We start from the raw sequence: 23,814 nt of genomic DNA, 5'->3' as shown, positions 1-23,814 counted from the left end.
TTAATGTTGCCAGATTATTACTTAGCGTAGAACAACGGAATCTATGCATTTGCTTTGTTAAAGCAGTTAAATTAATAATTAATTTATCAACTTTTCTGGTATTGATTTTAATGGTTGTAGTTTTTCCGGTATTTCAATTTCCATCATGATAGGTAAGTGATCAGAAACCCCAAAATCAATCACTTCACTATTAATAATTTTTAAATTTTCACTGACCCAAATTTGGTCATAATGATGCTTTGGTTTCCAGCGAGGAAAAGTCGGTTGTAATGGGTTACCCCCTTTTACTTTTAATCCTTGCTTGGCGAACTCTTGTGCTGCTTGTTCGTGGGTACAGTTTAAATCACCCATGATCACAAAGTAAGGGTAATCTTTAAGCATTTCACTAATATAGCTTAATTGACGCTTTCTTGCTTGATCACTTAAGGCTAAGTGGACCGATAATACCAGTAATTGTTCGCTACCGGCATTTAAACTAACTTGTAATGCACCACGGCCTTTAATTCTGCCGGGTAGCCTGTGGCGAACAATTTGCTGTGCTGGGTGTTTGGTGAGTAGGCCATTAGAGTGAGCTGCAAATCGGCCGATGCGTCTATTTTGTTGATGATGCCAGTGCGGAAAACCGCCTTTATCAGCAAGGTAAGCAATTTGGTTAACATAGTGAGTTCTTAGGCTGCCAGCGTCAACTTCTTGTAAAGCCACAATGTCGAATTTTGCTAGCCAGTGGGCAACTTCTGAGAGGTGGTTCTGGCGCTGCGTGTCAGGAAGAATGTGACGCCAACTTTGAGTGACATAGTCTCTATAGCTATGGCTGCCAATACCAACTTGCACATTATAGCTAAGCAGCTTTAAGCGATTGTCGCAAAGCTCGTTCGCGTGAGCGTTAAGATGATTTGTATTGCCTCTATGTGCCATTGACGCCAGTTAGAACACTATTGGTTAAGTAAGTAGTTGATTATTTTGACAAGACGCTGCGGCGATTGAGCCATATTCGCATCGACTTTATATCTCTCTCTTATAATAATAGTCGGAACTTGAGAAATGGAAAATAATTCTGCGCGTTTTCTTGCTTCTTTTTCTGCTTCCCACAGTGCAGCTTCGTTGATTCGAGGTAATTGTTCAAGGTTTAAGCTCGTTTTCAACCACGCTAAACTACTTTGGTAGGTGGCAAACACTTGGCAGTCGTCTAAGCATTGTTGGTAGATTTCTAGTTCACTTGGTACCGCTATTTGGGTCGCAAGTTGCGCCATTAAAGGCTGTAGGTAGGCTTGCGGGCGCCAGTCAACCTGCGCAGTTAAAGGAATGCGTATTAATGACAGCTGTGGATTCATAGCAAGGTATTCTGCTATCGCGGTTTCTGCGTCTAAACAAGGCTGACAGCCATACCAATAATAAACTTCAATATCGGCAATTTGTTTTAATGCGCCTAGATCTTGGGCTTTTGGTTCAATTGATACGGTTAATACTTGGTAATCTTGCCCGGCGATAAAGTTTTCAACGGTTTGGGCTTTAAGGGCTAAGTTAATGCAGCACCCTAAGCAGAGGAAAATTAGAATAATGGCCAATTTAAGTCGAGTAAGCATAGATATTCACTGAGTTATGGTTAAAAAAGCATTAGGTTAACTTTATGGTTTGAATTTTTTGTTCATTTAATCACAAAAAAAGCGGCTTAAAAGCCGCTTTTGGTAGTAAATCACTTTACTGAAATCAAAGATGATTGAGTATTACGGGCTTAGTGTAATCCAACCATGTAATAAGCAAGTGCTTCAATTTGTTTATCACTCATTTTAGAAACTGTATTACGCATTATAGCGTTAGTATCATTATTGCGGCTGCCATCTCTAAACGCCATTAATTGAGCTTTAACATATTCAGGGTGTTGTCCACCTACACTAGGAAAACCTGCTGCGGCCATGCCATTGCCATCTGCTCCGTGACAAGCCATACAGGCAGGAATTGCTCTGTCTGCATCGCCATTACGGTATAGGCTGCGGCCTAGTTCTAAGTACTCTGTTGGAACCGCAGCGTATTGAACTTCTTGTTGAGCATAAAAAGCGGCAATGTCTTGCATATCAGTTTCTGATAAGTTGGCGGCCATTGGAGCCATCATGGCGTTTTCGCGAGCGCCAGATTTAAAGTCTTGAAGTTGTTTAACAATATAAGCTTCGCTTTGACCAGCTAACTTAGGGTTTATGGCAATTGCACTATTACCGTCAGCACCATGGCAAGCCACACAAGTTGCTGATTTTTCTTTGCCTTTTGCTGCGTCTCCAGCAACAACATTTCCAGCAAACATCACCGCTAACAATAAGCCTATTGTTTTATTCATTGTTTTACCTATATCAAATCAAAAGTTAACTGAGTGTGATTGAAACGTCCTATGACTAATTTATTTTGCTTAGTCCTTGCGAGTTCTTAGTTGCAAACCCTATACTAGTCAGCTATCCAATCAGAATGCGTGAATTATAGGCAAAGCTAACTAAAAAAGCCACAGCTCATGAATAATACTAACAACAATCCTTTTAGAAATGCTCGCTACCTTATGGGAGCAGCAAAATTATCCCAACTTCCGCCGGACGAAGGCGTTGAGGTTGCGTTAGCTGGTCGCTCCAATGCTGGTAAGTCTACAGCGTTAAATGCCATTACTGAGCAAAAAAGCTTGGCTAAAACCAGTAAAACTCCGGGTCGCACGCAACTGATCAATCTTTTTCGTTTAGACGATGAACGGCGTTTGACCGATTTACCAGGATATGGGTTTGCCAAAGTCTCTAAGAGTGTTAAAGAGCAATGGCAAACGACCTTGAGCCATTACTTGCAAAAACGCAAATGCTTACAAGCCTTAGTGGTTTTTATGGATATTCGGCACCCACTAAAGGAAACAGACAAGCAAATTATTCAATGGGCGGTCAGTGCTGATATCCCTATTCACGTGGTTTTAAGTAAGGCTGACAAACTTAAGTCAGGCGCACGCAAAGCGGCCTTACTCGCGACAGATAAACTACTTGCGAGAATTTCACCAAATATAACCAGTCAAGTGATGTCAGCAACCAATAAAATTGGAGTTGAAGACTTAATTGAAAAGTTAAAAACTTGGTATGGCTATATAGACGAAGCCGCTACCATAGAAGAATTAACTGCTCAGCAGGCAAGCCCTAAGCCAAGCAATTAGATTGAATGATAAGGAGCTATTGCATTGCAAGAAGCGATTGAAGCACTACAAGCGGCTGCAATTCCGCAAACAACACCACTTGAGTTACCTGATCACGACTTATTGGTAGAAATAGAAGAAGAAATTCTGTTACCCATTCCATTTGAGTTCAAACAATTTTTGCTGCAGGTTAGCAACTTAGTGATTGGCAGTTTAGAGCCGGTAACTGCATCTGATCCACAAGCGCATACTCATCTCCCTGAAGTGACCGCAGAAGCATGGGCGTTAGGAATTGAAAGAGACTTAATTCCCATCTGTCACCACGGCGATGATTATTATTGTGTTACTCAGTCTGGTGAAGTTCAATTGTGGCGATTTGCCGAGCAATGCGAGCAGGAGTGGGAAGATGTATGGGAATGGGCGTTAGACGTTTGGCTACAAGGCTAAAGCCTATCAGCGCCTAACACAAGTAGCCTTCAATCTATAGAAGGGGCAAGTCGCTATCACTCTTGAATTAGGTAGCTATAAGCGGTAGCCACAACATCTATCTTTACAATTCGTGGATATTTCGTTTGAGTTGAGTAAACGACATAAGATGGCGCGCCACCTTGCACCAAAATTTTATCAACTGCGATTTCTTTAAGCCCAATTTTTATGACTTCTTCTCCCAATGGAATTAGCTCAACCGTTCGTACCAAGTTGGTCTGGGTATCATACCAATTGACAGCATATGGTGATTTTTTGGGTACTTTAATAAAGTGGATTAAAGCCAGCAAAGCATTTTTTTCGTAGGTAGGTTTAGGTAGTAATCGATCAATAGTGAGCTTACCTTGTGGCATAAAGTTATCTCGCGGGGCTAAAGAATGCCCCGTTACTTTTTGATCTAGCCAAGTTAAATCGATATTAATAGGGCTTACTCCAGAGTTGGCGCTAGATTGGTTACCAATAACACTCACCTTGCTGGGTAACAATGACTCGCGATTGAGCGTGATTTGGGACTTTCTCGACAGTGCTGGTGTATCGATTTGGCTGGTTTGAGACACTAGGATTTGCTGTTCTGTTACCGTCACTTGGTTACGCAAGGTACCGATAGGTTGGCCTTTATAGAGAATTTGATAACGAGTGTCACTTGAATGAATTTTATCTTTATTAACGGTTAGCGGTTTATGCTTTAAGCTTGGCGGTTTGGGCAAGCTTCTTAAAAGCTTTGTATGCACCTTTAGCTCGTTGTTTTCATTTCGCTTTACAATTAACTGATACAGCCGGTCATATTCTGAATCATCTATACGACTCTGCGCATTGCCGCCAAACAGCCCAACTAGTTCTGGTGTCGTATTGCTATGTCCCACGATTAAAACATTACCTGGCTCGTTTAAAACCTGATTAACCAGTAGTTGAGGCTTCTTAGGATCATAAATATGAATATTGAGCTTCAGTTTTGATGCCAGTGGTTCGGCGGTTTGCTTGGTTCGCTGGTAATCAGTTGAATAAATTTTACTAATATATTGCGCAGCTAAAAAATCACTCAGGTTTTTTGCCCGTTGATGGCCTGTTTTAGTTAGGCTGGGATCGCTTTCTCCATTGGTAATTTTTTCGGCATGGCGAACAATAAAAATTTGCTTAGTGGCGCTATTTAAAGCAAAGCTTAGTGGGCTTAATAGGCAAAGCACTATACCAATAAAAAGCAGTTTTAGAGTTCGTTCTGTGAGCATTAAAAGGTTCGCCCTTGTGGATTCATCGCATCTCTTTGTATCACAACTGAGCGTTGCTGCAAATCATTGTTTACTAACTATGGGGCTTTAGTTCATGTATTAATTGACTAAGATAGCTTATTTTGAGATTGCTGAGTTGGCGATAGTCAAAGTAAGGTGCAACAATGGTTAAGTTAGCTGGGCTAATCGCAAAACTGGGATTTATCCACTCAAATGGTAGCGCTAAATTCAATTGTGAAAAGTATTGTTTGCCGCAAATGATTTGGATCTTTTGAGCTGCTGCGTGCTTTTGTATCATTTGAGTGCTAGGCGCTGAAAATACTAATTGGTGTCGACTATTTTGTTGCAGCAGACGATTATCACGCAGTGATTGCCAGTTAGGAAACTCACTTGATTGAAGTTCAAATGCTAGTTTGGCGTAACAATTAAATATTTTCTTCCAGTGGTTTCCACAAGCCTGGCCAATGTTTGCAATATCGCCTGCAAGCAACGGCTCAATAGCGGTTAGCTGGCTAAACCTTAATAGGGGTGGTCGGTTAGCATTATAAACGATTAAGTGAGCCATTGGGTCGCCAATGGCTGCAATACGGGCAGGTTTCATTTTGTGGCGTGTTGAGCGATTAAATTATTCAGGTTTTTGGGATTATCAGGATAAATTATTAGCCCGAAAAGTTGCCGCATCAATAATTGACCACAAGTGAATGATCCAACCTAAAAGAAACCACCACAAAAAGCCAGCCATCAGAAATTGAAAGATTGCCATAATTAGGCGACCTTGTAGTAATTGACCTAGTCCTGGGATAAAGAAACTACATAACGCAGCAATAACGTTTCCGGCAGAGCCTTGACCTGACATAAATTTTCCTCTTTAGCCTACAATTTTATCTAGTTTATAAACTGAAATTGTAAAGCACAATAATAAAGGTGTTACAAAGTATCGCTAAACGTTGCTTTATGTCGCGGCTGGTTTGTTGATTTGATAATCGACAAATTCGCAGTGATAAGGGTTAGCCTCATCTGCGGAGTGATGACTTCGCTGAATTTCTGTTAAAGCCAAATGTTCAAATTCAGGGAATTGCGTATCGCCTGCGGTTTCTAAGTCAATAAACGTTAAGTAGAGTTTATTGGCAAGCGGTAATGCTTCGCGGTAGAGTTGGCCGCCCCCAATCACCATAACTTCGGGATGTTGAGCTGCTACTATGGCAATTGCATCGTGTAATGATGTAGCCGTTTCACAGCCTTGTATGGTGAGTTCTGAATTTCTTGAAACGACAATGTTTAACCGGCCCGGTAATGGGCGACCGATAGACTCGTAAGTTTTGCGCCCCATTATAATTGGTTTGCCCAGTGTGACGGCTTTAAAATGTTTTAGATCTGCCGGTAGATGCCATGGCATTTGGTTATCTTTACCAATAATGCGATTTTTGGCCATAGCTGCAACTAAACCAATTTTGGGTATAGACATGAAATTTTCCTATTTAATCAATTAACTTTTTAGCGAGCATTTAAACTGAAAAAGGGTATTGAATGGGATCATGGTGTTGGTAGCCAACCACTTCAAAGTCGTCCATGGTGACCCAAGTTTCTAGATCTTCAAGCGACTTTATTTGTGGATTGATGTTTAATTGCGGTGGTGCAAACGGCTCTCTTTTAAGCTGAACATCACGCATTAAGGCTAACTGATCTTCGTAAATATGTGCGTTGGTAATTTTATGATACGCGGTACCTGCTTTATGCCCAGTTATTTGCGCGACTAAAGCAAGTAATACGAAAACTTGAATTTGATTAAAGTTTAGCCCCAGAGGAACATCACAAGAGCGTTGATAACTAGTTAGGTAAAGCGTATCACCCAATAAAGAGAAGTTATGCGTGTGCATGCAAGGACGCAAACATCCTAAGTGAAATTCACCAGGATTATAAAAAGTTAAAATCTCTGCTCGGTCATCAATTCCTTGGCTTAAGTTGTCGACTATCTTTTTAAGTTGGTCAATAGATTTGCCCTCGGGCGTACGCCACGCTCTGCCTTGTACACCATAGACACGGCCCATATCATCTTCGCCTTGCCTGTGGGGATTATTAAGCCATGCTTGGTTTAAATTAGCATTGGCATCCCAAGTTTTAGTGCCAAGTTGACGAAAGTCTGCGGCATTATTGTAACCGCGTAAATAACCAATAATTTCAGCAATAGCAGCTTTCCAATAACTCTTACGCGTCGTAATTAGTGGAAACTGATTTGCGCCTACGGCATATTCTAAATCTGCATTGATCACTGTTAAGCAGCGCTTACCGGTACGCTCGTTTTCAACCCAAACGCCTTCGTCTATGATCCTTTGACATAAATTTAAATATTGCTTCATGTGGCTCTCTAGTTTAGTTTTTTTGGTTCGCTTGCTTAGCGGTTTCAGTTTGTCCGCGATAGGCCCACAGCATTAAGCCCACGCCAATAATTATCATAGGTAATGATAATATTTGTCCCATAGAGAGAAACTCTGCTAATTCTTTTAAATGAGCATCGGGCTCTCGATAATATTCAATAATAAACCGAAAAGTCCCGTAACCAGCTAAAAACAAGCCGCTGATTGCGCCACGAGGCTTAGGCTTTTGACTATAAAAGAACAAAATAATAAATAAAACAATACCTTCTAGAATACATTCGTACAACATGGAAGGGTGACGATAAACGCCCATAGGATCGTGAGGAAAGTGCATTGCCCAAGGGGTGTTTTCTAAACTAGTTACACGTCCCCAAAGTTCACCATTAATAAAGTTGCCAAAACGCCCTGTCGCCAAGCCAATGGGCACTAAAGGTGTAAAAAAGTCAGCGATTTGCCAAAATGTTTTGTTCGATTTTTTCGCAAAGTAGGCAAATGACACTAACACACCAAGCAAGCCACCATGAAAGGACATACCGCCGTCCCAAATCCTAAACAAATAGCCTGGATCAGATAGCAAGGTGTCTGGTCGGTAAAATAAAACGTAGCCAATGCGGCCGCCTAATACAACGCCCAAGAAAGCGTAAAATAAAAAGTCGCTGACTTGCTCAGGGTTAAATGGACTATTTGGTTTATTCGCACGGTAGGTGCCTAGCCACCAAGCACCGCCAAAGCCTAATAAATACATTAGACCGTACCAATTTAGACCGATAGGGCCGTATATTTGCCAAATGACGGGATCAATTTGTGGAAATTCCATAGATTAAACAACCTAAGTTAAAAAGCGGAAAAGTTTTACTCAAAGTGGCTAAGCAATACCTTAAAACCAGTGACTATAAAGGATTTGGCCGCCGGTGAAAAATAAAAATGCCGCAAATGTCTGCCGGAGCCGTTTAGCGGGTATTAAATGAGCAACTTTGGCGCCCCAAGGTGCCGCAATACTTGAAAATATAACTATCGCTAATGCTGCAGGTAAATATAAAAAGCCTATACTGGTGGCGGTATTTGAAGTTACTTGCCAACCGCTTATGGCGTAGCCTATCGCTCCGAACACCGCAATAGGCAGTCCGCAAGCCGCGGCAGTTGCAACGGCTTTAACCATTGGAGTGCCGCGATAGACTAAAAATGGTACTAAAATAGAACCACCGCCAATTCCCATTAAAGCCGATAAGGCACCACAAAAGTGGGCGAATACTACCGATAGCCAATTAGATTGTTGTTTTAGGGGCTTGGGCTGATGGTTAGCAAGTAAGTAAATTCCCGTGGCAAAGGCTCCGCTGACGAAAATGGCAATTAAACTCGTGCCTTTGAGACTAGATGCTAATGCGGCTCCCAGCAAACTTCCAATGATGAGTCCCGGACTGATGAGTTTAAACTGCGCCCAAATGACTGAGCCGCGTCGATGGTGGGCAAAAGTAGAGGACATTGCAGTAATACAAATACACAAAAGCGAAGTACCAATCGCATAGTGTGGGATATATTGTTCATTAATATCAGTAAAAGGAAGAACCCACACTAAAACCGGGACGACAATAAAACCTCCACCAATACCAAGAAGCCCAGCCATAAACCCTGCTGCTAAGCCTGCCAATATAAGCGTTAACCAAAGCTCCAAAATATTTCCAACATAGTCGATAGTTATTGTAACTGGCATTGTAATGGTAATTAATCACTGGGTAATCGATTTATTCAAAATTTTTTAATTTTCTAAGTGTTATTTTTTAACGCCTAATTAACCTTTCGGTGAATGGAGTATTGCTTAAGTATCTATAAGTTGCGCTATGTAATACCGAATAATTTGTACTAACGCATTGATAGCTTCTTGAATAAAACTAGCGCCAAGAGTTAACAAATAGGAGTTAGAAATGAAAATAGGAAATTATTTGATTGTTTTAATAAGTGCATGTGTGGTGTCGAGCCAAAGCTTTGCCGCCGGACTTTTAACCCCCAAAGCAAGCGCTTTGGAGGCGCTGGAGCTTTCCGAGCAACATGTAGAAGTTGTTTTAGAAAACGGATTTGCAACCACCACCGTAGAGCAAATTTTCAATAATCCACATGCGCAAGATTTAGAAGCCATTTATAGTTTTCCAGTGCCCGTTAATGGCGCAATGTCAGAGTTTAGTGTTTGGATTGACGGTAAAGAAGTTGTTGGTGAAGTTTTAGAGAAAAAGCTAGCGAAAAAAATATATCAACAGGAAAAGGCAGCGGGCAATAATGTAGGTTTAACCGAACAAAAAAGCTTTAAAACATTTGAAACGAGTGTTTACCCTATTCGTCAAGGCAGCCAAACGAAAATAAAACTGCGCTACTATCAAATAGCAAATGTTGATCTTGGCGTTGGCCGCTGGGTCTATCAATTAGAAGATGGCGGCGTTGATCAAGAAGCCCTTTCGTTTTGGAGTACCAATAGCAATGTAACAAAAGCTTTTTCACTTAATTTTAAGTTGAGATCAAGCGAGCCGATTGAAGCCGTTCGCGTACCAAGCCACTCGCAGGCTAGTATTGTAAAAGCTTCTGAAAATGAATGGCACGTCAGTTTAGTCAAGCGAGGCAGTGCAAGTGCTAACGTAGAGCCCAACCAAGACGACGTTAGCCAAGCGCTAGTTGCAACCTATGCCAAAGCGCACCCAGCACAAAATAGCGAAGCGTTAGCACATACTCAGTCAGCTCAAGGTGCAGCGTTTAACTTAAACAAAGACTTTGTTGTGTATTGGAAAATGCAAGAAGGATTACCTGCTAGTATTGATTTGGTCGCTTATCGCTCTACGGAAACTCAACGGGGAACTTTTATGATGACGTTTACTCCCGGCGACGACTTAAAGCCTATTACTCAAGGAGCTGATTGGAACTTTGTTTTAGATTTAAGTGGATCAATGCGAGGCAAATATCACAGTTTAGTCGAAGGTGTAAATCGTTCACTCAGCAAAATGCGAGCGCAAGATCGGTTTCGAATTATTTTATTTAATGATCAAGCGATAGAATTGACCAGCGGTTATGAAGCAGCAACACCGGAAAACGTAAAATATTATATTGACAAACTGAGTAAAACTGAACCTAACGGTGGAACTAATTTATTTGCCGGAATAAAAGCTGGAATTCAGTCTTTAGATTCAGATCGCTCAAGTGGTGTTATTCTTGTAACCGACGGAGTGGCTAATATAGGAGCGACTAAGCAAGCCGCGTTTTTTAAATTACTGGAAAAAGTTGATGTTAGACTTTTTACTTTTATTATGGGTAACAGCGCGAATCAGCCATTATTGGAGCCATTAGCGAGACACTCAGGCGGCTTTGCACTCAATGTTTCTAATTCTGAGGATATTATTGGTCGCGTGATACAAGCGACTGAAAAGCTAACGCACGAAGCTTTTAGCGATGTTGAAGTGAAAATTTCTGGTGTAAAAGTGAATGACTTAACACCTAGTAAAATTGGTAGTTTGTATAAAGGTCAGCAGTTGGTTTTGTTAGGCCACTATAGGCAGGGAGGTGAAGCGACGGTTGAGTTTTCAGCGAAACAGTCTGGCCAACCTGTGAGCTATAAAACTAAAGTTAATTTTCCATTGCAAGACCAAGCTAACCCAGAGCTTGAAAGACTTTGGGCTTTTGCAAAAATTCAATCATTACAAACGCGCATGCAAGACTTCGCGAACGAAGATCATCAACAAGCAATTACCGATATTGCGCTTGAGTATAGCTTAGTGACAGATTACACCTCGATGCTAGTACTTAGCGAAGCACAGTTTCAAGCGCATAATATAGAGCGTAAAAATGCTCATCGAACAACGCGAGAGAATACCGCAAGACAGCAGCGTGCTGCTCAGCCAATTACGAGTAATCGAGCAGATAAAAATCAACCTGCTTTTAAGTCAAAGCGACCTAGTAGAGGTGGTGGAAGCTGGAGTGCTTGGTGGTTAATTTTTATCGCGGCATTAGTCGGTGTTAGAGCTAAAGTTGTGCAATAAGCAAGTGTTTATAAACAAAGCTTTACTCTTTAAGCTGTAAAGCATGAATAAAACTGACTACTGACTATTCAAATCAAGAATGGTCAGTTTGGTATGCTGAGTTACTTCATAATCAAGAAGTTAAAGGTGTTGCCTTATGTTAAGTAGGTAAGTGCAGTTTTATGTTAGCGGTGAGTATTTCCTAGAGCAAGCACTTTGGGTAATACTTGCTTGAAAAATTGAAGAGGGACTAAAAAACTATGATAAATGCTCGTGAATTAATAATGCATGAAAATAAGCAGTATAAAAAATTGTGGCTTTATGGTTTGAACCAGTAAGAAGAGCAAAGAAGAAAGAAGAACAGGACATCCATTTTTATTCCTAAGCACAAGATGATAGTGGTTTGACATAATGGCGTAACTCGCCACTTCAATGGCGAATGAATCTAATTGATAGGCTATTCGTTCAACAATCCAGCTTCTTCGATGCTCAAAATTCTTTCCAGAGATTTTATCTTCCCCACATAAAAATGCACGTCTTACGCAACGAGAGACACAGTGATAATAAGTGGTTGAAGCTAAATCAATTATTGAATTGCAAGCGCGAGTCATCGTTGAAATCCCTTCTAGTCTGATATCCTTTTAAACCAAACGAATAAAAACTCGCGTCGCCGTCAAATTTATCTTGAGATGGTTTTTGAAAAAGTTGTGGGTGTCCCTTTTTTTGATTAAAATTGATGTCTGCTGACTGGTTTTAAACTTAACATTTCAATTTTATACACCAAAAGCTAGAGCCCAACCGCCTTGATTAGCCACCTCATTGGCGTGCTTTTTTAATTTAATGAGTAAGATTGTTTACACCTTAACTGAGCCTGGTAATAACTGGATAATGAAATTAAACCCTAATCTTGAATAGTGCCTTTATAAGGTTAACCGATGAATGTCTAGTGCCCCTGCTAAACTCTATGGAAAGTACCAAGCAGGCATTGTTGAGAACAAAGTAAGAGAGCCTCTATATGTGTTTGCGGTAAGCAATTGACTTCACAGCTCAAACGACAGACGAAGTAGATGATATTACTGATTAACTAGTATTTGGTTACTGAGGTAACCGAAATTAATTACTTTTGTTTATTGACTAGAGAACGGCTCATATGTGTTATGTGTATATTACACCTGACTTTTTTGAAGGCTTTTTATAAAAACATCAAGATCAGGTGGCATTTCATTGTGCTTGATACCACCATCAGGAATATCATCCCAATTAGCTTTTGAACTACAATATAGATGCGTGGTTATTCTGATATCAAAATTTTCGACTAACCCCATAGGTACCCAATAAAAATCATATTCTCTTAGCTTATTTGGAACAGGACATCCACATTGTTTACAAAAATGAGAGGTAAACCCAGAGTCTTTTTTCCAATGACTAATTGAGTCAGTACCTGAAACCCATTTAAAATCTGATTGATTTACGATTGTCGCGGTATTAGAAGTTGAACCTGATTGTTTTTGACATAACTTACAATGGCACTGGTATAAGCCAGATACATTACCTGAAACTTCAAAGCTTACCTTTCCACAATTACATGAACCTTTCATAAACTCCTTCGATTTAACACTGGTATCTGCGATACACATAACAGATGATTGTATTCAGTAAATCACAATTAAATTAAAACACTTGTTTAAATTATTACTGAATAATTGATTTAAATCTGATACTTACCTAACTTCACTTTAAAGTCAATCTTGTAACTACTTAACTTTACTGCGTACAATTCCAGACTCACTTTTTGACAACGTTTTAAATCAATATGTTACCGACTTGAAGCGTCGTAATTGCAAAACACCTTAACAGTAACTATTTGTACAAGTTGTCTGTTTTTAAATAATCATCAAAGATGGTTGACATATGACAGAAAAACCTAGACTAATGTGGTTGCTCAGGGAAAAAATTAGGACTATGCAATATTTATATTATACGGAGAAGCGCTATGTTTTCTGGATAATGCGGTTTATTCACTTCCACAACCTTTGTTATCCTAAGGGCATGTCTTCCAACAAGATTTTAGTCGAAATTAAACTGACTGATCATATTAAGTTCTCCCAACCCAAAATGTCAGTTTGGAGGCCAGGCTAATCTAACTAATGATTTAGTTTCCAGCTCTAACTAAGCCGCCTAGACCACGCTCTTCCATTTCTTTTAATAAGTAATTGCGAATCGTTTCGGCATTTTCAAACTGACTTATTTCTTTGACTAAGGATTGGGCTTCTTCAATGGTGAACTGGGAAATAGCGCGTTTTACTCTTGCTAAACAACTTACGTTCATACTTAGTTCGGTATAGCCTAATCCAATTAATAAAATTGCAGCAATAGGGTCCGATGCCATTTCTCCGCAAACTTGAACGGGTACATTGGTGGTTTGGCAAGTGTCAATAATGTTTTTAAGAACACAAATGATGGCTGGTTGATAGTGGGTATAAAGTCCCTTTAGTAAAATGTTATTTCGATCCGCTGCCATCATATATTGAATGAGATCGTTGGTTCCAACAGAAATAAAATCAACCCGCTTTAAAAAGGTTTTTAGTTGAAAAACTGCGGCGGGAATTTCTAAAATAATGCCAATTTGGGGTGTCGCTAAAGGCGTCTCTCCTTCTGCGAGCTCTTCATTGACTTCGTCAAAGGCTTGATAAATTAAACGATAACATTCTTCAAGTTCATCTAAAGTTGCTACCATTGGTAATGCTATTCTTATTCCAGAGTAACCTTTACAAGCTTTAAAAATAGCTCTTAATTGAACTAAAAATATTTCTGGATGATCAAGCGTTACACGTACCCCACGCCAACCTAAAAAAGGATTATCTTCAACAATTGGAAAGTAAGCTAGTTGCTTATCACCGCCAATATCTAGGGTTCTAATTGTAACCGGGGCATCTTGAAACTCGAGAATTAAATTGCGGTATATTTGTGTTTGAGCGGTTTCCGATGGAAACTGCTGCAGTTGCATAAATGGAATTTCACTGCGAAAGAGCCCCACGCCTTGCGCACCTAATCTACGCGCTTTATCGAAGTCAGTACCTTGGCTATTATTGATCATTAGCGCAATCGCCTTGCCGCACCGAGTTTGGCAAGGCAAATTGCTGTCTTCGGCAAGGTCTGCAGCGAGCTTTTGATCTTCTTCTATTAATTGTTGATACTGAGCAATCAAGCTTTCATTGGGTGAAATAAGCACTTGCCCAATATACCCGTCAATTATTAAGGTTTTATTCTCAACTCGGCTAATCGCAAAGTGCTCCATACCCATAATTGCAGGCACCCCTAAAGCCTTTGCTAAAATTGCCGCATGTGAGGTTATGCTGCCTTTAAGTGAAATGATTCCGGCAACGTGCTGAGGGGGCAGCTCGGCAATCATGGCCGCAGACATATTTTCTGCAACGACAATGCTGTTTTCTGGAATGTGCTGGAAATCAACATTGGCTTTAAATAGCTGCGCCAAAACTCGGTTAGCTAAGTCTTCAATATCACTGGCCCTTTCTCGCAAATAGGGATCTTGCATTGATTTAAATACTTTTAAGTGACGCTGAATTACGATTCGTAGCGCGGTCGCGGCCCAATATCCTTGGTTTATTTCCGCTTCAACTTCTTCAGATATGCCCTGTGAGCCAAGAATTTGCTGATAGGCTTCGAACAGGGATAACTCTTGCGCAGAAACTCGACCACTCATACGTCTAGCCATGCGCTCTAGTTGCAGATGAACCGCTTTAACCGCTGCTCCTAGCTTGTCTAGCTCTGCTTGGATGTTATCGGTTTTTCTATCGGGCACACTGTGAATATTTTCTGGCGGAAAAATGACTACTGCTTTGCCAATGGCGATGCCAGAAGAGGCTGCATTACCATAAACAGAGGGCGAAAAGTGCTCGGATTCGGTATCTTCTAAGAGTGCGTTGATTTCACTATTAGACAGTATTGCAGAGAGCTGTGCTGCTAAAGTGATTAAAAAAGTTTCTTCGTCTAAGCTAAACTGGCGTGGCTCTTTTTGTTGGATTACTAGAACGCCAAGAACCTTACGGCGATGAATAATGGGCACTCCAAGAAAGGCATTGAGGTCATGTTCGTTGACTTGAGAAATATCGCTGTAGGCAGGGTGACTACTCGCGCGCTCTAAGTGAATAGGCTCTTCACGCTGGCCAATTAAACCGACTAATCCTTGGTTAAAGTCGAGTCTGACTTGGCCAATATAGTCTGGGTTAAACCCTCTATTGGCCATCAACACAAACTGGTTTAACTGATAATCTGCCAAATAAATTGAGCAGACCTGCACGTCGAGTGCTTTACACACTTCTGATACAATTACATTTAACGTGTCTTGTTTGCCCTCAGCTAAACTTACAGCTTGGGTCACGCGGTGTAATTGTTCTAACAAAGTCTCCCCTCCTGCCGTTAGTGCTTTTGGTTGTTATTCGTTGTGTGACTTGCCTCTTTTATTGTGTGGCCGACGGCTGCGATTTTTACGCTGTCTCGCCTGTTGTTCTATCATGCACGGCATTAGCTCGCTGAGTGCCTCACGATAAACTTGCTGCTTGAATGAGATAACTTGACGCAATGGATACCAGTAATTGACCCACATAAAGTGATCAAATTCTGGATGTCCAGTAACATCAAAACGAATTCGCGACTCGTTAGAAACAAGTCGCAACATATACCACTTCTGCTTTTGGCCAACACACAAAGGAAAGCTACCCTGGCGGATATAACGATTGGGAAGCCGGTATTTTAACCAGCTCTTAGTTGAACCAAGAATTTTTACGTCTTGTTTTTCTAACCCAATCTCTTCTTTTAGTTCGCGAAACAGTGCTTGTTCCGCAGACTCTCCAGCATCAACCCCGCCTTGGGGAAATTGCCAAGAGTTTTGTCCTATGCGTCTGGTCCAGAGCAGATTGCCAAAATCGTTGCATACTATCATGCCGATATTGGCTCGAAATCCCTCTGAATCAATCACTTATCGATACCAATTAAAACTTTTTATAAACTAATTCAACCACACAATTGATCATTCGGCAAATTTCTTTAACATAAAGCGCTAAATAATCGGATAAACAGAGATAAAACTCAGTGGAAACTAAATTGTGATTGGGCAAATCGCTCCACCTAAATCAGTTACTGAACTGTTAGAGCGTACTCAAGCTATCGCGGGTAAGCGAATTGGCGAGGTCGCTAGCAAATTGAATATTAACGTGCCGCAGACTTTATTACGGCAAAAAGGCTGGCAGGGTCAGTTTATTGAGGTTTGTTTAGGCGCAAACTCAGGTAGTTTGTCGCAGCCAGACTTTGTTGATTTGCAAATAGAGTTAAAAACGCTACCTATCGATTTTAACGGCAAAGTCCAAGAGTCAACTTATGTTAGTGTGCTTAATTTATCTAATCAAACGGTTCAAACTTGGCAAGATAGTGCCGTGTATCATAAGTTAAAACAGGTTCTATGGGTTCCAATTGCCAAATCTGATGAAGCAACGGTTATGGACTCGGTTATTGCGACACCATTTTTATGGCGTCCTAGCGCAGAGCAGCTAAATATATTACAAATGGACTGGGAAAATGCGCTCGAAATGGTCAATTTAGGAAAGGTTGATCAGTTGAATGCTCGGCAAGGTGAAATTTTACAAGTACGCCCTAAAGCTGCCAATTCAAAAGCTTTAACGAAAGCCTACAACCGCCAAGGCGAATCGATTGAAACTTTACCCAGAGGTTTCTACTTGCGTAGCCAGTTCACTCAACAAATATTAAACGAAAACCTAAAAGTAAACTAACCCCTGTGCAAATTTAACTCAATTGGGTGGCGCTAGTCATTAGCAAATTATACGCTAAAGTATTTTTGCTAAAACGCTTTGTTAATCAAAACGCTTCGCCTTAATAGTGATCTTTAGATAAATTTTTGGGCAACGGTACCATTGATGAAATTAAAAAGCCGGCAACTAATGCTATACCTATGACGGCCACATCAAAAGCGGTTTGTAAGCCGCCTACAACGTCCTTTTCTACTAGCGCTAAAATACTGCGATAGCCTACTGAACCAGGCACTAATATGATAAACCCTGGCATCATAATCATGGCACCAGGAATGTTAAATGCTCGCGAAAGAAATTTGGCTAACAGTCCTACAATAATTGCACCACAAAATGCGCCCAAAGTTGGCCCGAGTAGTTTAGAAGCAAAATAAACACTCGTGTAGGCGGATAAGGCAGCAATTAGAAACCATAAGGTATCTTTTTTACGGGCTTCAAAGGTGGGCACTAGCGCGATTGCACCCACCGCAACTGCAATAAATGTTGTCCAAATAGGAACGCTGGCGACGGTTGCTCCTTGAATATCAAATTGAATAAATTTACCTATTTCTACTGCTAGCGCGCTCCCAAATGCTAACTGTATAAAAACTGTGGCAGCGCCAGTTAAGCGCGCCGTTCCAGAGACCATATTCTGAGTCGCTAATTCGGCCATAGCAATAGTTAATGATAAGCCCGGTAAAAGTATAATTAGCCCAGATATGACCACGACCGAGGTGGCTATTTCATGTTGAGTAAAGTGATCAATCACGATAGCCAAAGCGGTGGCTAAAAAAGCACAAATTGACGGTAGAAGATGACCTAAAAGCGGTTTGTTGCGGGCTATTTGAGCGATGCATCCCACAGTTAAGCCAATAATACCTGCCGAACACATTTCATAAATGCCTCCTGAAAATATTCGTGCGATACAAGCTGAGACTAGCCCAAAAGCCAAAATCATCATCCACCCTGCATACTCTGATTTAGCACTGGCAATGGATTTAAGTTGTTTTGCGCCATCTTCACTAGTTAAAGTTTCTTGTATAACGAGCTGAGCGACTTCTGTGGTTTGGCGCAACTTGGCTAGGTTAACTTCTCCGGGGGCCACCCGAATAATAAAGGTTTGCGGACTGCCATCTGGCGGTAATATGCTCATGCTGATAGATGTAGGTAAAGACATACATTGAATGCCGTAGCCGAGCGCTTCTGCACAGCCATTCATAGTATGCTCTAGCTCGTAGGCGGGCAAACCATAAGTATGGAGTGCTTTGGCTAAGCGCAATAGAAAACCAATGGGTTCGCTGCGCGCCGGTGCGTGAGGAACGGCGTCAAGTGAACGGTTTTCACTATCAAATGTTTCAGTTGCGTGGAACATAGGGCATCCAAAGTATTTTAGTTTGCTGAGTCGGGCGAAAATTTAACGCCATCCTAAAAAATATTGTGGCATTATGCCGCATTCAACGCAAATAGGACTAATAAGCTTAAGTTTTATCGCTATAATTAATTGATGAGATGAAGGTTAGTTGATTTTTTCGGCTCTTGCCTATTTTAAGTTAGCAATTGGTGTTCAAAACTTAGCTTAGTTTGAATGCGCTAAGTCGATGTTTTTTAAATTGGCGCTAGAATGTTAATTTGTCTATAAATTCAATGACTTTTCAACCCTTTTAAGTTATTTTCTAATTGTTTATGGCAAGTTAAACTAAGCCCAAACAGGCAACGTAATATTTGCTTCACTCGCGTTAATCAATAGTAAAGTTGAGATAGTTTGTACAAAACGGTTTTTCGAAATTTTGGCGTTTGCGTTTTAGTGATGATGTGTTTTGTCATCACTGAAGTTAATGCATCGCGAAATTCAGTTAGTTTTAAGCACATTGGCACTGAACACGGTTTACCGCAAAGTACCGTTAATACCATTCTCCAAGATAGCCACGGCTTTATATGGATTGGGACTTATGACGGCTTAAGCCGTTATGATGGTATTCGTTTTGTTAACTTTAAGAACAACCCGCAAGATCCCAATTCATTATCGAATAATATTGTCGTTTCCATTGTAGAAGATCACGAAGGTTACTTATGGGTAGGAACCGCACAAAATGGGGTTAATCGGTTTGATCCTAAAACCGGAACTTTCACTCGATTTTTAGCTAAGCAAGACGACTTTGACAGCTTAAGCCACCCTCAAGTACGGGTTATTCACCAAGACTCAAATCAAAGAATTTGGGTGGGAACTAGTCATGGGCTCAATCTGTATTTACCGGAAAAGCAGGCTTTCGCACACTTTTATCATAACCCCTTAGATAAGCAATCGCTTCCGCACGGCGCAGTTGTCGATATAGTTGACGATGGACAGGGAGGCTTATGGGTCGCTAGCAATGAATATCTTAGCCACTTTGATGTGCAGCAGCAGGTATTTTCTAGTTATAATTTTGGTGAAGCACCAAAGCAAATAAACGATTTGTTTTTAGACAACGATAATAGCTTGTGGGTAGGAACTAAATTTGACGGCATGTATCATTTAAAAACGCCGCGCTCAGATTTCATTCGTTACCAGCAAGTTGAAGGTGATAATCATAGTTTAAGTAATAACGATGTGCGTGCGATTTTGCGAGTCAAAAATGGCGATCTTTGGGTTGGTACTGAAGAAGGCGGATTAAATGTTAGGCGTAAAGGCGCTAATAACTTTATCCATATACAGCGAAATTCGGCAGACAACCATAGTTTAACCATTAACGACGTTTGGACTTTATTTCAAGATGATTCTGGCTTGATTTGGGTTGGTACTGCGGGTGGTGGAATTAATACCACCATGTCGTTTGAAAACCGCTTGTCGCGACTCAATCATTCTCCTCATGATAAAAATAGTTTGTCACATGAGTTTGTTTGGGATATTGAAGAAGATAAACAGGGAATGCTTTGGTTTGCTACGCTTAACGGACTTGATCTATATAATCCTACAAACGAAAAATTCGTACACTTTAATCAATTTAAAAGTAAATATGGTGGGCGTTTTAGTCCACAAATTTATAGTTTTACTATAGATGATAAAGGTGATATTTGGTTAGGTAATACCGAAGGCCAACTGGGTGTTTTTAACCGCCAAAAAAATGAAATCGAAATTATTCAGCGTGCAGATTTTCCGCGCGACTATATAAGTTATAACCGGGTAAGAATGGTTGACAAAGATCGCTTCGGAAATATTTGGATTGGTACCGATGATGGCTTGCTTAGAGTTGATCGCGAAACCAGAAAGGTTGTTCAAGACTATAAGTTCGTTGAGCAAGGCAGTTTAGGCGATGCGTCAATTCGGGTTATGTTACAAAATGACGACGGCTTAATTTGGTTTGGCACTTGGGGGAAAGGACTTCAAATTTATGATCCAGAGTTTGGAACATTAAAAAGTTTTGAAAATATTCCTGGAGACCAAACCTCGATAAGCGACAATACCGTTAGAAGCCTAAATAAAGATAGCGAAGGTAATTTATGGATTGGTACATTTAATGGTCTTAATGTATTAAAAGCCTCAGAAATAAGTCAGGGTAGTTTTCAGTTTAAAAGCTACTTGGAAAAAGATGGTTTACCTAATAGCGCAATTTACGGAATCGAGTTTGACGCGACCGGTAAAATTTGGCTCAGTACCAATAAGGGGCTTTCTGAGTTTGATCCACAAAACGAAACCTTTAATAACTACTCTGTAAATGATGGATTAACAGCGAATGAATTTAATGGCAATGCAATAGTACGTGCGCAGTCCGGGGAAATCTATTTTGGCAGCGTTAACGGTGTTTCAATCGTCAACCCGCTTAATAGAGCACAAACTAATTATCAACCCAAAGTAAAAATTACTGATATAGAAATTCAAGGTGAAAGAATTTTACCGAGTGGCATTCCTTATAAAGGTGAAGTTATAGAACTAAAGCATAGCCAAAACAATTTAACGTTTGAGTTTGCATCATTAGATTTTAGACACCCTGACAGAAACCAATATCGTTACCGATTAATTCCGTACAGTAAAAGCTGGCAAATGGTTGGTAAAAACAATCGCGCAGTATTTACTAATTTAGATCCTAAAAATTATCAATTTGAGTTAATGGCAACTAATAGTGAAGGCGAGTGGGTAAAGCAAAAGCTGGTTGTTTCATTTTTAATTAAGCCGCCACTTTGGAAAACTTGGTGGGCATATTTTATTTATTTTACTTTATTGATCTCACTTGTCGTTTTTTACATAAATAAGCACGAGAAAAAACTCCAGGAGCAAAAAGCGATTAATGAACATTTGCGTCGTGTCGACCAAATGAAAGATGAATTTTTGGCTAACACTTCGCACGAATTAAGAACGCCGTTAAATGGAATTATTGGAATTGCAGAGTCGCTACAAGAAGGCGTTGCTGGTTTGCAAAATCAAACCACGTTGAGTCATTTAAAGTTGATTATCGATGGAGGTAAACGCCTGGCTCAGCTAGTTAATGATATTCTTGATTTTAAAAAGTTAACCCATCATAACCTAGTATTGCAGCGCCAAGCAGTTGACCTTAACGCCATTACCAATGTAGTTGTCAGTTTACTGCAACCTTTAGCATCAGAAAAATCAATTGAATTACGTAACGAGTTACCGCGACAGCTGCCTTTAATATATGCAGATGAAAATAGAGTACAACAAATTTTACATAACCTTATTGGTAATGCCATTAAATATACTCAGCAAGGGAAAGTCGAAATTACTGCGACCAACAGCGGAAACTTTATAGAAGTGTGTGTGAGTGATACCGGCATTGGCATTGATAGCTCGCAACTAGAAATAATTTTTAAACCCTTTGAGCAAGCAACTTTGCCGGAAACAATTAGTAATCGTGGTACTGGGCTAGGTTTGTCGGTAAGTCATCAACTAATTGAAGAACATGGTGGAAATCTTTGGGTTGAATCTGTCGTTGGTGAAGGCTCTAAATTCTATTTTGATTTGCCCATTTGGATAGAAAATACTCATGAAGTCGAGGAGCGCTCGGGCATAACAAATAACTCTCAACAGAAGTTGATCTCACCTAAGCGCAAAGCAAAATCGGTAGCAAGAGGTGTCGATACCAAAGAAAAATCTAAAGGCCGAGTGTTAATTGCTGATGATGATCCTATTAATTTACAAGTGCTAACAGACTTGCTCGAAATGAACGGATACCAAGTTTCAGCAGTAGAAGATGGTATTAAAGCGGTCGAACTTGCGCTTGCTGAAAGTTTTGATTTAGCGGTTATCGATATAATGATGCCGGGACTTTCAGGTTATGAAGTGTGTAAAAAAATCCGCAAGCAGTATTCACCTATTGAACTACCCATTTTACTGCTTTCTGCGCGCAATCAACCTGGTGATATAAGTGCGGGCTTTGAAGCCGGCGCAAATGACTATGTGACTAAGCCGATTGAGCGCAAAGTTTTGTTGAGCCGCATTCACACCATGCGTTTACTGGGAGGCTTGATAGAAGCAAAAGAGCAAAAAGCGCATGCCGCAACTTTGCAACAAGCTTGTGAAAGAATGGGTAAGTATTTTCCTAAACAAATGGTTAACCAGATAGTCACTAACGATCACGCTGGACCACTTGTAGCAAAACGCAAACAAATCACGGTGCTGTTTGCTGATCTCGCTGGGTTTACCGCTATTTCCGACCGTTTTGAGCCAGAGGCAATTACTGAAATTTTAAATAGCTTTTTAGGGACTATGGGCAATTTAATTGAAAAACATAATGGTATTTTAAATGAAATACTTGGTGACGGGTTGGTCGTGTTATTTGGCGCTTTAGAAAATATGGATAAAAATACTCAGGCGTTATCCGCTGCAAGTTTAGCTTTAGAGATGCAACAAGCGATGCAAAATTTAAGTGATAAATGGCTAGAGGCGGGAATAGATCATAATGTTAAGTTGCGAGTTGGAGTGCATCAAGATTTTGCAACGGTAGGAAACTTTGGCTCAAAAGACATAGTGGCATTTCGCGCGGTTGGAAGTGGTATTAACTTAGCCGCGCGTTTAGAGAATCATGCTAAGGCAGGTGAAGTCTTAGTCAGCTACCCTATTTATGCACAATGTCGCGAAGATTTTGAATTTACTGAGCTTAAAGAAATTACTTTTAAAGGTTTTAATCACTCACATAGAGTTTGTAACTTAGTGAGCAAAAAATCCGTTTAAATTAGTAGTCGTAGCGTAATCCAAATGAAACTCTTTCACTGTCGTCTTCGGTTTCAAAGTCTGCATAGATTCCAAAGTTTTTAGTCACACTAAAGTTAAGACCGACCAAAGTATAGTCAATTTCGTAATCGCCATAAGCGGCATCAACTTGGCCTGCATCAATTCTACGAGCACTAACTTCTAATTCAAGCCACTGAGTTAATTGACTTTTTATTCCTATGCTAAACTGCTTACCTTGCTCATCAAATTCACCGGCACCGGGGCGGTTAAAAACGACCCCAACTGCGTCTAGCTGGAGAATTAACTTGGTATTATTGAGTAGTGGGTAATGATACCCAATCCCAATCGTTTTCGTTTGCATATCTAATCCGTTAGCTTCAGTTGCAATCGCTTTTCCAACGATAAAAAAATCATCTTCTAGTTGATAGCTTGCAGCAATTTCGTAACCGCTAAACTTACCCGCTAGGGTGTCGTACTCCTGCTCTGTTGAACCTATTTCTACATAGCTAAAATTAGGTTCAGCGGCCAATAGCGATACACTGTTTATGCCAAGCAGCAAAAGCCCAAGTTGAGTTAATTTTTTCATTTTTCTTCCTTTT

General features: G+C 40.4%; 22 protein-coding genes. 6 read left to right on the top strand and 16 right to left on the bottom strand.

Annotated features, from left to right (window positions below; translation table 11 throughout):
• Positions 1-78 precede the first annotated feature (78 nt).
• The 3 genes from ACUR5C_RS15570 to ACUR5C_RS15560 form a co-directional block, all read right to left on the bottom strand.
• Positions 79-915 carry an endonuclease/exonuclease/phosphatase family protein gene (locus ACUR5C_RS15570; RefSeq protein WP_454466104.1) on the bottom strand — a complete coding sequence of 279 codons (837 nt, stop codon included), beginning with the start codon at positions 913-915 and terminating at the stop codon, positions 79-81.
• 17 nt (positions 916-932) lie between these two features.
• Positions 933-1,583, bottom strand: coding sequence for a thioredoxin domain-containing protein (locus tag ACUR5C_RS15565; RefSeq protein WP_454466103.1), 651 nt, complete (start codon positions 1,581-1,583; stop codon positions 933-935).
• A 149-nt stretch (positions 1,584-1,732) separates the two neighbouring features.
• On the bottom strand, positions 1,733-2,329 hold the full coding sequence (locus ACUR5C_RS15560) for a c-type cytochrome (RefSeq protein WP_454466102.1): 597 nt from the start codon (positions 2,327-2,329) through the stop codon (positions 1,733-1,735).
• A 168-nt stretch (positions 2,330-2,497) separates the two neighbouring features.
• On the opposite strand from ACUR5C_RS15560, the gene yihA reads away from it, so the two are divergent.
• Both yihA and ACUR5C_RS15550 read left to right on the top strand, forming a co-directional pair.
• A complete protein-coding gene (gene yihA, locus ACUR5C_RS15555) occupies positions 2,498-3,169 on the top strand; it encodes a ribosome biogenesis GTP-binding protein YihA/YsxC (protein ID WP_454466101.1) in 672 nt (223 codons plus the stop codon).
• 24 nt (positions 3,170-3,193) lie between these two features.
• The gene (locus ACUR5C_RS15550) at positions 3,194-3,595 is read left to right on the top strand and encodes an SMI1/KNR4 family protein (protein WP_454466100.1); all 402 of its coding nucleotides are present in this window, start codon (positions 3,194-3,196) and stop codon (positions 3,593-3,595) included.
• 56 nt (positions 3,596-3,651) lie between these two features.
• Here the strand turns inward: ACUR5C_RS15550 and ACUR5C_RS15545 are convergent, their stop codons facing one another.
• From ACUR5C_RS15545 to ACUR5C_RS15515, 7 genes are all read right to left on the bottom strand, one after another.
• Positions 3,652-4,860, bottom strand: a complete 1,209-nt coding sequence (locus ACUR5C_RS15545) for a histidine phosphatase family protein (RefSeq protein ID WP_454466099.1) — start codon at positions 4,858-4,860, stop codon at positions 3,652-3,654.
• Between the two features lie 73 nt (positions 4,861-4,933).
• Positions 4,934-5,461, bottom strand: coding sequence for a DUF6942 family protein (locus ACUR5C_RS15540; protein WP_454466098.1), 528 nt, complete (start codon positions 5,459-5,461; stop codon positions 4,934-4,936).
• 45 nt (positions 5,462-5,506) lie between these two features.
• On the bottom strand, positions 5,507-5,716 hold the full coding sequence (locus ACUR5C_RS15535) for a hypothetical protein (RefSeq protein ID WP_454466097.1): 210 nt from the start codon (positions 5,714-5,716) through the stop codon (positions 5,507-5,509).
• Between the two features lie 96 nt (positions 5,717-5,812).
• Positions 5,813-6,325 (bottom strand): type 3 dihydrofolate reductase, encoded by a 513-nt coding sequence (folA, locus tag ACUR5C_RS15530; RefSeq protein WP_454466096.1) that lies wholly within the window; start codon positions 6,323-6,325, stop codon positions 5,813-5,815.
• 40 nt (positions 6,326-6,365) lie between these two features.
• Complete coding sequence (locus tag ACUR5C_RS15525) at positions 6,366-7,217, bottom strand: thymidylate synthase (RefSeq protein ID WP_454466095.1); 852 nt, start codon at positions 7,215-7,217, stop codon at positions 6,366-6,368.
• A 13-nt stretch (positions 7,218-7,230) separates the two neighbouring features.
• On the bottom strand, positions 7,231-8,052 hold the full coding sequence (gene lgt, locus ACUR5C_RS15520; RefSeq protein WP_454466094.1) for a prolipoprotein diacylglyceryl transferase: 822 nt from the start codon (positions 8,050-8,052) through the stop codon (positions 7,231-7,233).
• Between the two features lie 60 nt (positions 8,053-8,112).
• A complete protein-coding gene (locus ACUR5C_RS15515; protein ID WP_454466093.1) occupies positions 8,113-8,946 on the bottom strand; it encodes a sulfite exporter TauE/SafE family protein in 834 nt (277 codons plus the stop codon).
• 211 nt (positions 8,947-9,157) lie between these two features.
• Between ACUR5C_RS15515 and ACUR5C_RS15510 the strand changes: the two genes are divergently transcribed.
• Positions 9,158-11,251: a VIT and vWA domain-containing protein gene (locus ACUR5C_RS15510; protein WP_454466092.1), complete on the top strand. Its 2,094-nt coding sequence runs from the start codon at positions 9,158-9,160 to the stop codon at positions 11,249-11,251.
• Between the two features lie 257 nt (positions 11,252-11,508).
• On the opposite strand, the gene ACUR5C_RS15505 is transcribed toward ACUR5C_RS15510, so the two are convergent.
• Together ACUR5C_RS15505 and ACUR5C_RS15500 are read right to left on the bottom strand one after the other, a co-directional pair.
• Entirely contained in the window at positions 11,509-11,841 is a 333-nt protein-coding gene (locus ACUR5C_RS15505) for a hypothetical protein (protein WP_454466091.1), read from the bottom strand.
• A 555-nt stretch (positions 11,842-12,396) separates the two neighbouring features.
• Positions 12,397-12,828, bottom strand: a complete 432-nt coding sequence (locus ACUR5C_RS15500) for a GFA family protein (protein ID WP_454466090.1) — start codon at positions 12,826-12,828, stop codon at positions 12,397-12,399.
• A 313-nt stretch (positions 12,829-13,141) separates the two neighbouring features.
• Between ACUR5C_RS15500 and ACUR5C_RS15495 the strand changes: the two genes are divergently transcribed.
• Positions 13,142-13,369, top strand: a complete 228-nt coding sequence (locus ACUR5C_RS15495; RefSeq protein ID WP_454466089.1) for a phage integrase N-terminal SAM-like domain-containing protein — start codon at positions 13,142-13,144, stop codon at positions 13,367-13,369.
• A gap of 13 nt (positions 13,370-13,382) precedes the next feature.
• On the opposite strand, the gene ptsP is transcribed toward ACUR5C_RS15495, so the two are convergent.
• Positions 13,383-15,653, bottom strand: a complete 2,271-nt coding sequence (ptsP, locus tag ACUR5C_RS15490; RefSeq protein WP_454466088.1) for a phosphoenolpyruvate--protein phosphotransferase — start codon at positions 15,651-15,653, stop codon at positions 13,383-13,385.
• 33 nt (positions 15,654-15,686) lie between these two features.
• A complete protein-coding gene (rppH, locus tag ACUR5C_RS15485) occupies positions 15,687-16,229 on the bottom strand; it encodes an RNA pyrophosphohydrolase (RefSeq protein ID WP_454466087.1) in 543 nt (180 codons plus the stop codon).
• 127 nt (positions 16,230-16,356) lie between these two features.
• On the opposite strand from rppH, the gene mutH reads away from it, so the two are divergent.
• Complete coding sequence (gene mutH, locus ACUR5C_RS15480; RefSeq protein WP_454466086.1) at positions 16,357-17,037, top strand: DNA mismatch repair endonuclease MutH; 681 nt, start codon at positions 16,357-16,359, stop codon at positions 17,035-17,037.
• Positions 17,038-17,137: 100 nt separating this feature from the next.
• Here the strand turns inward: mutH and ACUR5C_RS15475 are convergent, their stop codons facing one another.
• Positions 17,138-18,424 carry a threonine/serine exporter family protein gene (locus ACUR5C_RS15475; RefSeq protein ID WP_454466085.1) on the bottom strand — a complete coding sequence of 429 codons (1,287 nt, stop codon included), beginning with the start codon at positions 18,422-18,424 and terminating at the stop codon, positions 17,138-17,140.
• Between the two features lie 435 nt (positions 18,425-18,859).
• Between ACUR5C_RS15475 and ACUR5C_RS15470 the strand changes: the two genes are divergently transcribed.
• Positions 18,860-23,215: a two-component regulator propeller domain-containing protein gene (locus ACUR5C_RS15470; protein ID WP_454466084.1), complete on the top strand. Its 4,356-nt coding sequence runs from the start codon at positions 18,860-18,862 to the stop codon at positions 23,213-23,215.
• Between the two features lies 1 nt (position 23,216).
• On the opposite strand, the gene ACUR5C_RS15465 is transcribed toward ACUR5C_RS15470, so the two are convergent.
• On the bottom strand, positions 23,217-23,801 hold the full coding sequence (locus tag ACUR5C_RS15465) for a hypothetical protein (RefSeq protein ID WP_454466083.1): 585 nt from the start codon (positions 23,799-23,801) through the stop codon (positions 23,217-23,219).
• Positions 23,802-23,814 lie beyond the last annotated feature (13 nt).

This window comes from Aliikangiella aequoris, from assembly GCF_053709105.1.
This window is presented reverse-complemented; position numbering and strand designations above follow the sequence as displayed.

What these genes read in the sequence shown, in the direction of transcription:
- ACUR5C_RS15570 (WP_454466104.1), bottom strand. Translation starts at nt 915, where the DNA reads ATGGCACATAGAGGCAATACAAATCATCTTAACGCTCACGCGAACGAG.
- ACUR5C_RS15565 (WP_454466103.1), bottom strand. Translation starts at nt 1,583, where the DNA reads ATGCTTACTCGACTTAAATTGGCCATTATTCTAATTTTCCTCTGCTTA.
- ACUR5C_RS15560 (WP_454466102.1), bottom strand. Translation starts at nt 2,329, where the DNA reads ATGAATAAAACAATAGGCTTATTGTTAGCGGTGATGTTTGCTGGAAAT.
- yihA (WP_454466101.1), top strand. Translation starts at nt 2,498, where the DNA reads ATGAATAATACTAACAACAATCCTTTTAGAAATGCTCGCTACCTTATG.
- ACUR5C_RS15545 (WP_454466099.1), bottom strand. Translation starts at nt 4,860, where the DNA reads ATGCTCACAGAACGAACTCTAAAACTGCTTTTTATTGGTATAGTGCTT.
- ACUR5C_RS15540 (WP_454466098.1), bottom strand. Translation starts at nt 5,461, where the DNA reads ATGAAACCTGCCCGTATTGCAGCCATTGGCGACCCAATGGCTCACTTA.
- ACUR5C_RS15535 (WP_454466097.1), bottom strand. Translation starts at nt 5,716, where the DNA reads ATGTCAGGTCAAGGCTCTGCCGGAAACGTTATTGCTGCGTTATGTAGT.
- folA (WP_454466096.1), bottom strand. Translation starts at nt 6,325, where the DNA reads ATGTCTATACCCAAAATTGGTTTAGTTGCAGCTATGGCCAAAAATCGC.
- ACUR5C_RS15525 (WP_454466095.1), bottom strand. Translation starts at nt 7,217, where the DNA reads ATGAAGCAATATTTAAATTTATGTCAAAGGATCATAGACGAAGGCGTT.
- lgt (WP_454466094.1), bottom strand. Translation starts at nt 8,052, where the DNA reads ATGGAATTTCCACAAATTGATCCCGTCATTTGGCAAATATACGGCCCT.
- ACUR5C_RS15515 (WP_454466093.1), bottom strand. Translation starts at nt 8,946, where the DNA reads ATGCCAGTTACAATAACTATCGACTATGTTGGAAATATTTTGGAGCTT.
- ACUR5C_RS15510 (WP_454466092.1), top strand. Translation starts at nt 9,158, where the DNA reads ATGAAAATAGGAAATTATTTGATTGTTTTAATAAGTGCATGTGTGGTG.
- ACUR5C_RS15505 (WP_454466091.1), bottom strand. Translation starts at nt 11,841, where the DNA reads ATGACTCGCGCTTGCAATTCAATAATTGATTTAGCTTCAACCACTTAT.
- ACUR5C_RS15500 (WP_454466090.1), bottom strand. Translation starts at nt 12,828, where the DNA reads ATGAAAGGTTCATGTAATTGTGGAAAGGTAAGCTTTGAAGTTTCAGGT.
- ACUR5C_RS15495 (WP_454466089.1), top strand. Translation starts at nt 13,142, where the DNA reads ATGACAGAAAAACCTAGACTAATGTGGTTGCTCAGGGAAAAAATTAGG.
- ACUR5C_RS15475 (WP_454466085.1), bottom strand. Translation starts at nt 18,424, where the DNA reads ATGTTCCACGCAACTGAAACATTTGATAGTGAAAACCGTTCACTTGAC.
- ACUR5C_RS15470 (WP_454466084.1), top strand. Translation starts at nt 18,860, where the DNA reads ATGATGTGTTTTGTCATCACTGAAGTTAATGCATCGCGAAATTCAGTT.
- ACUR5C_RS15465 (WP_454466083.1), bottom strand. Translation starts at nt 23,801, where the DNA reads ATGAAAAAATTAACTCAACTTGGGCTTTTGCTGCTTGGCATAAACAGT.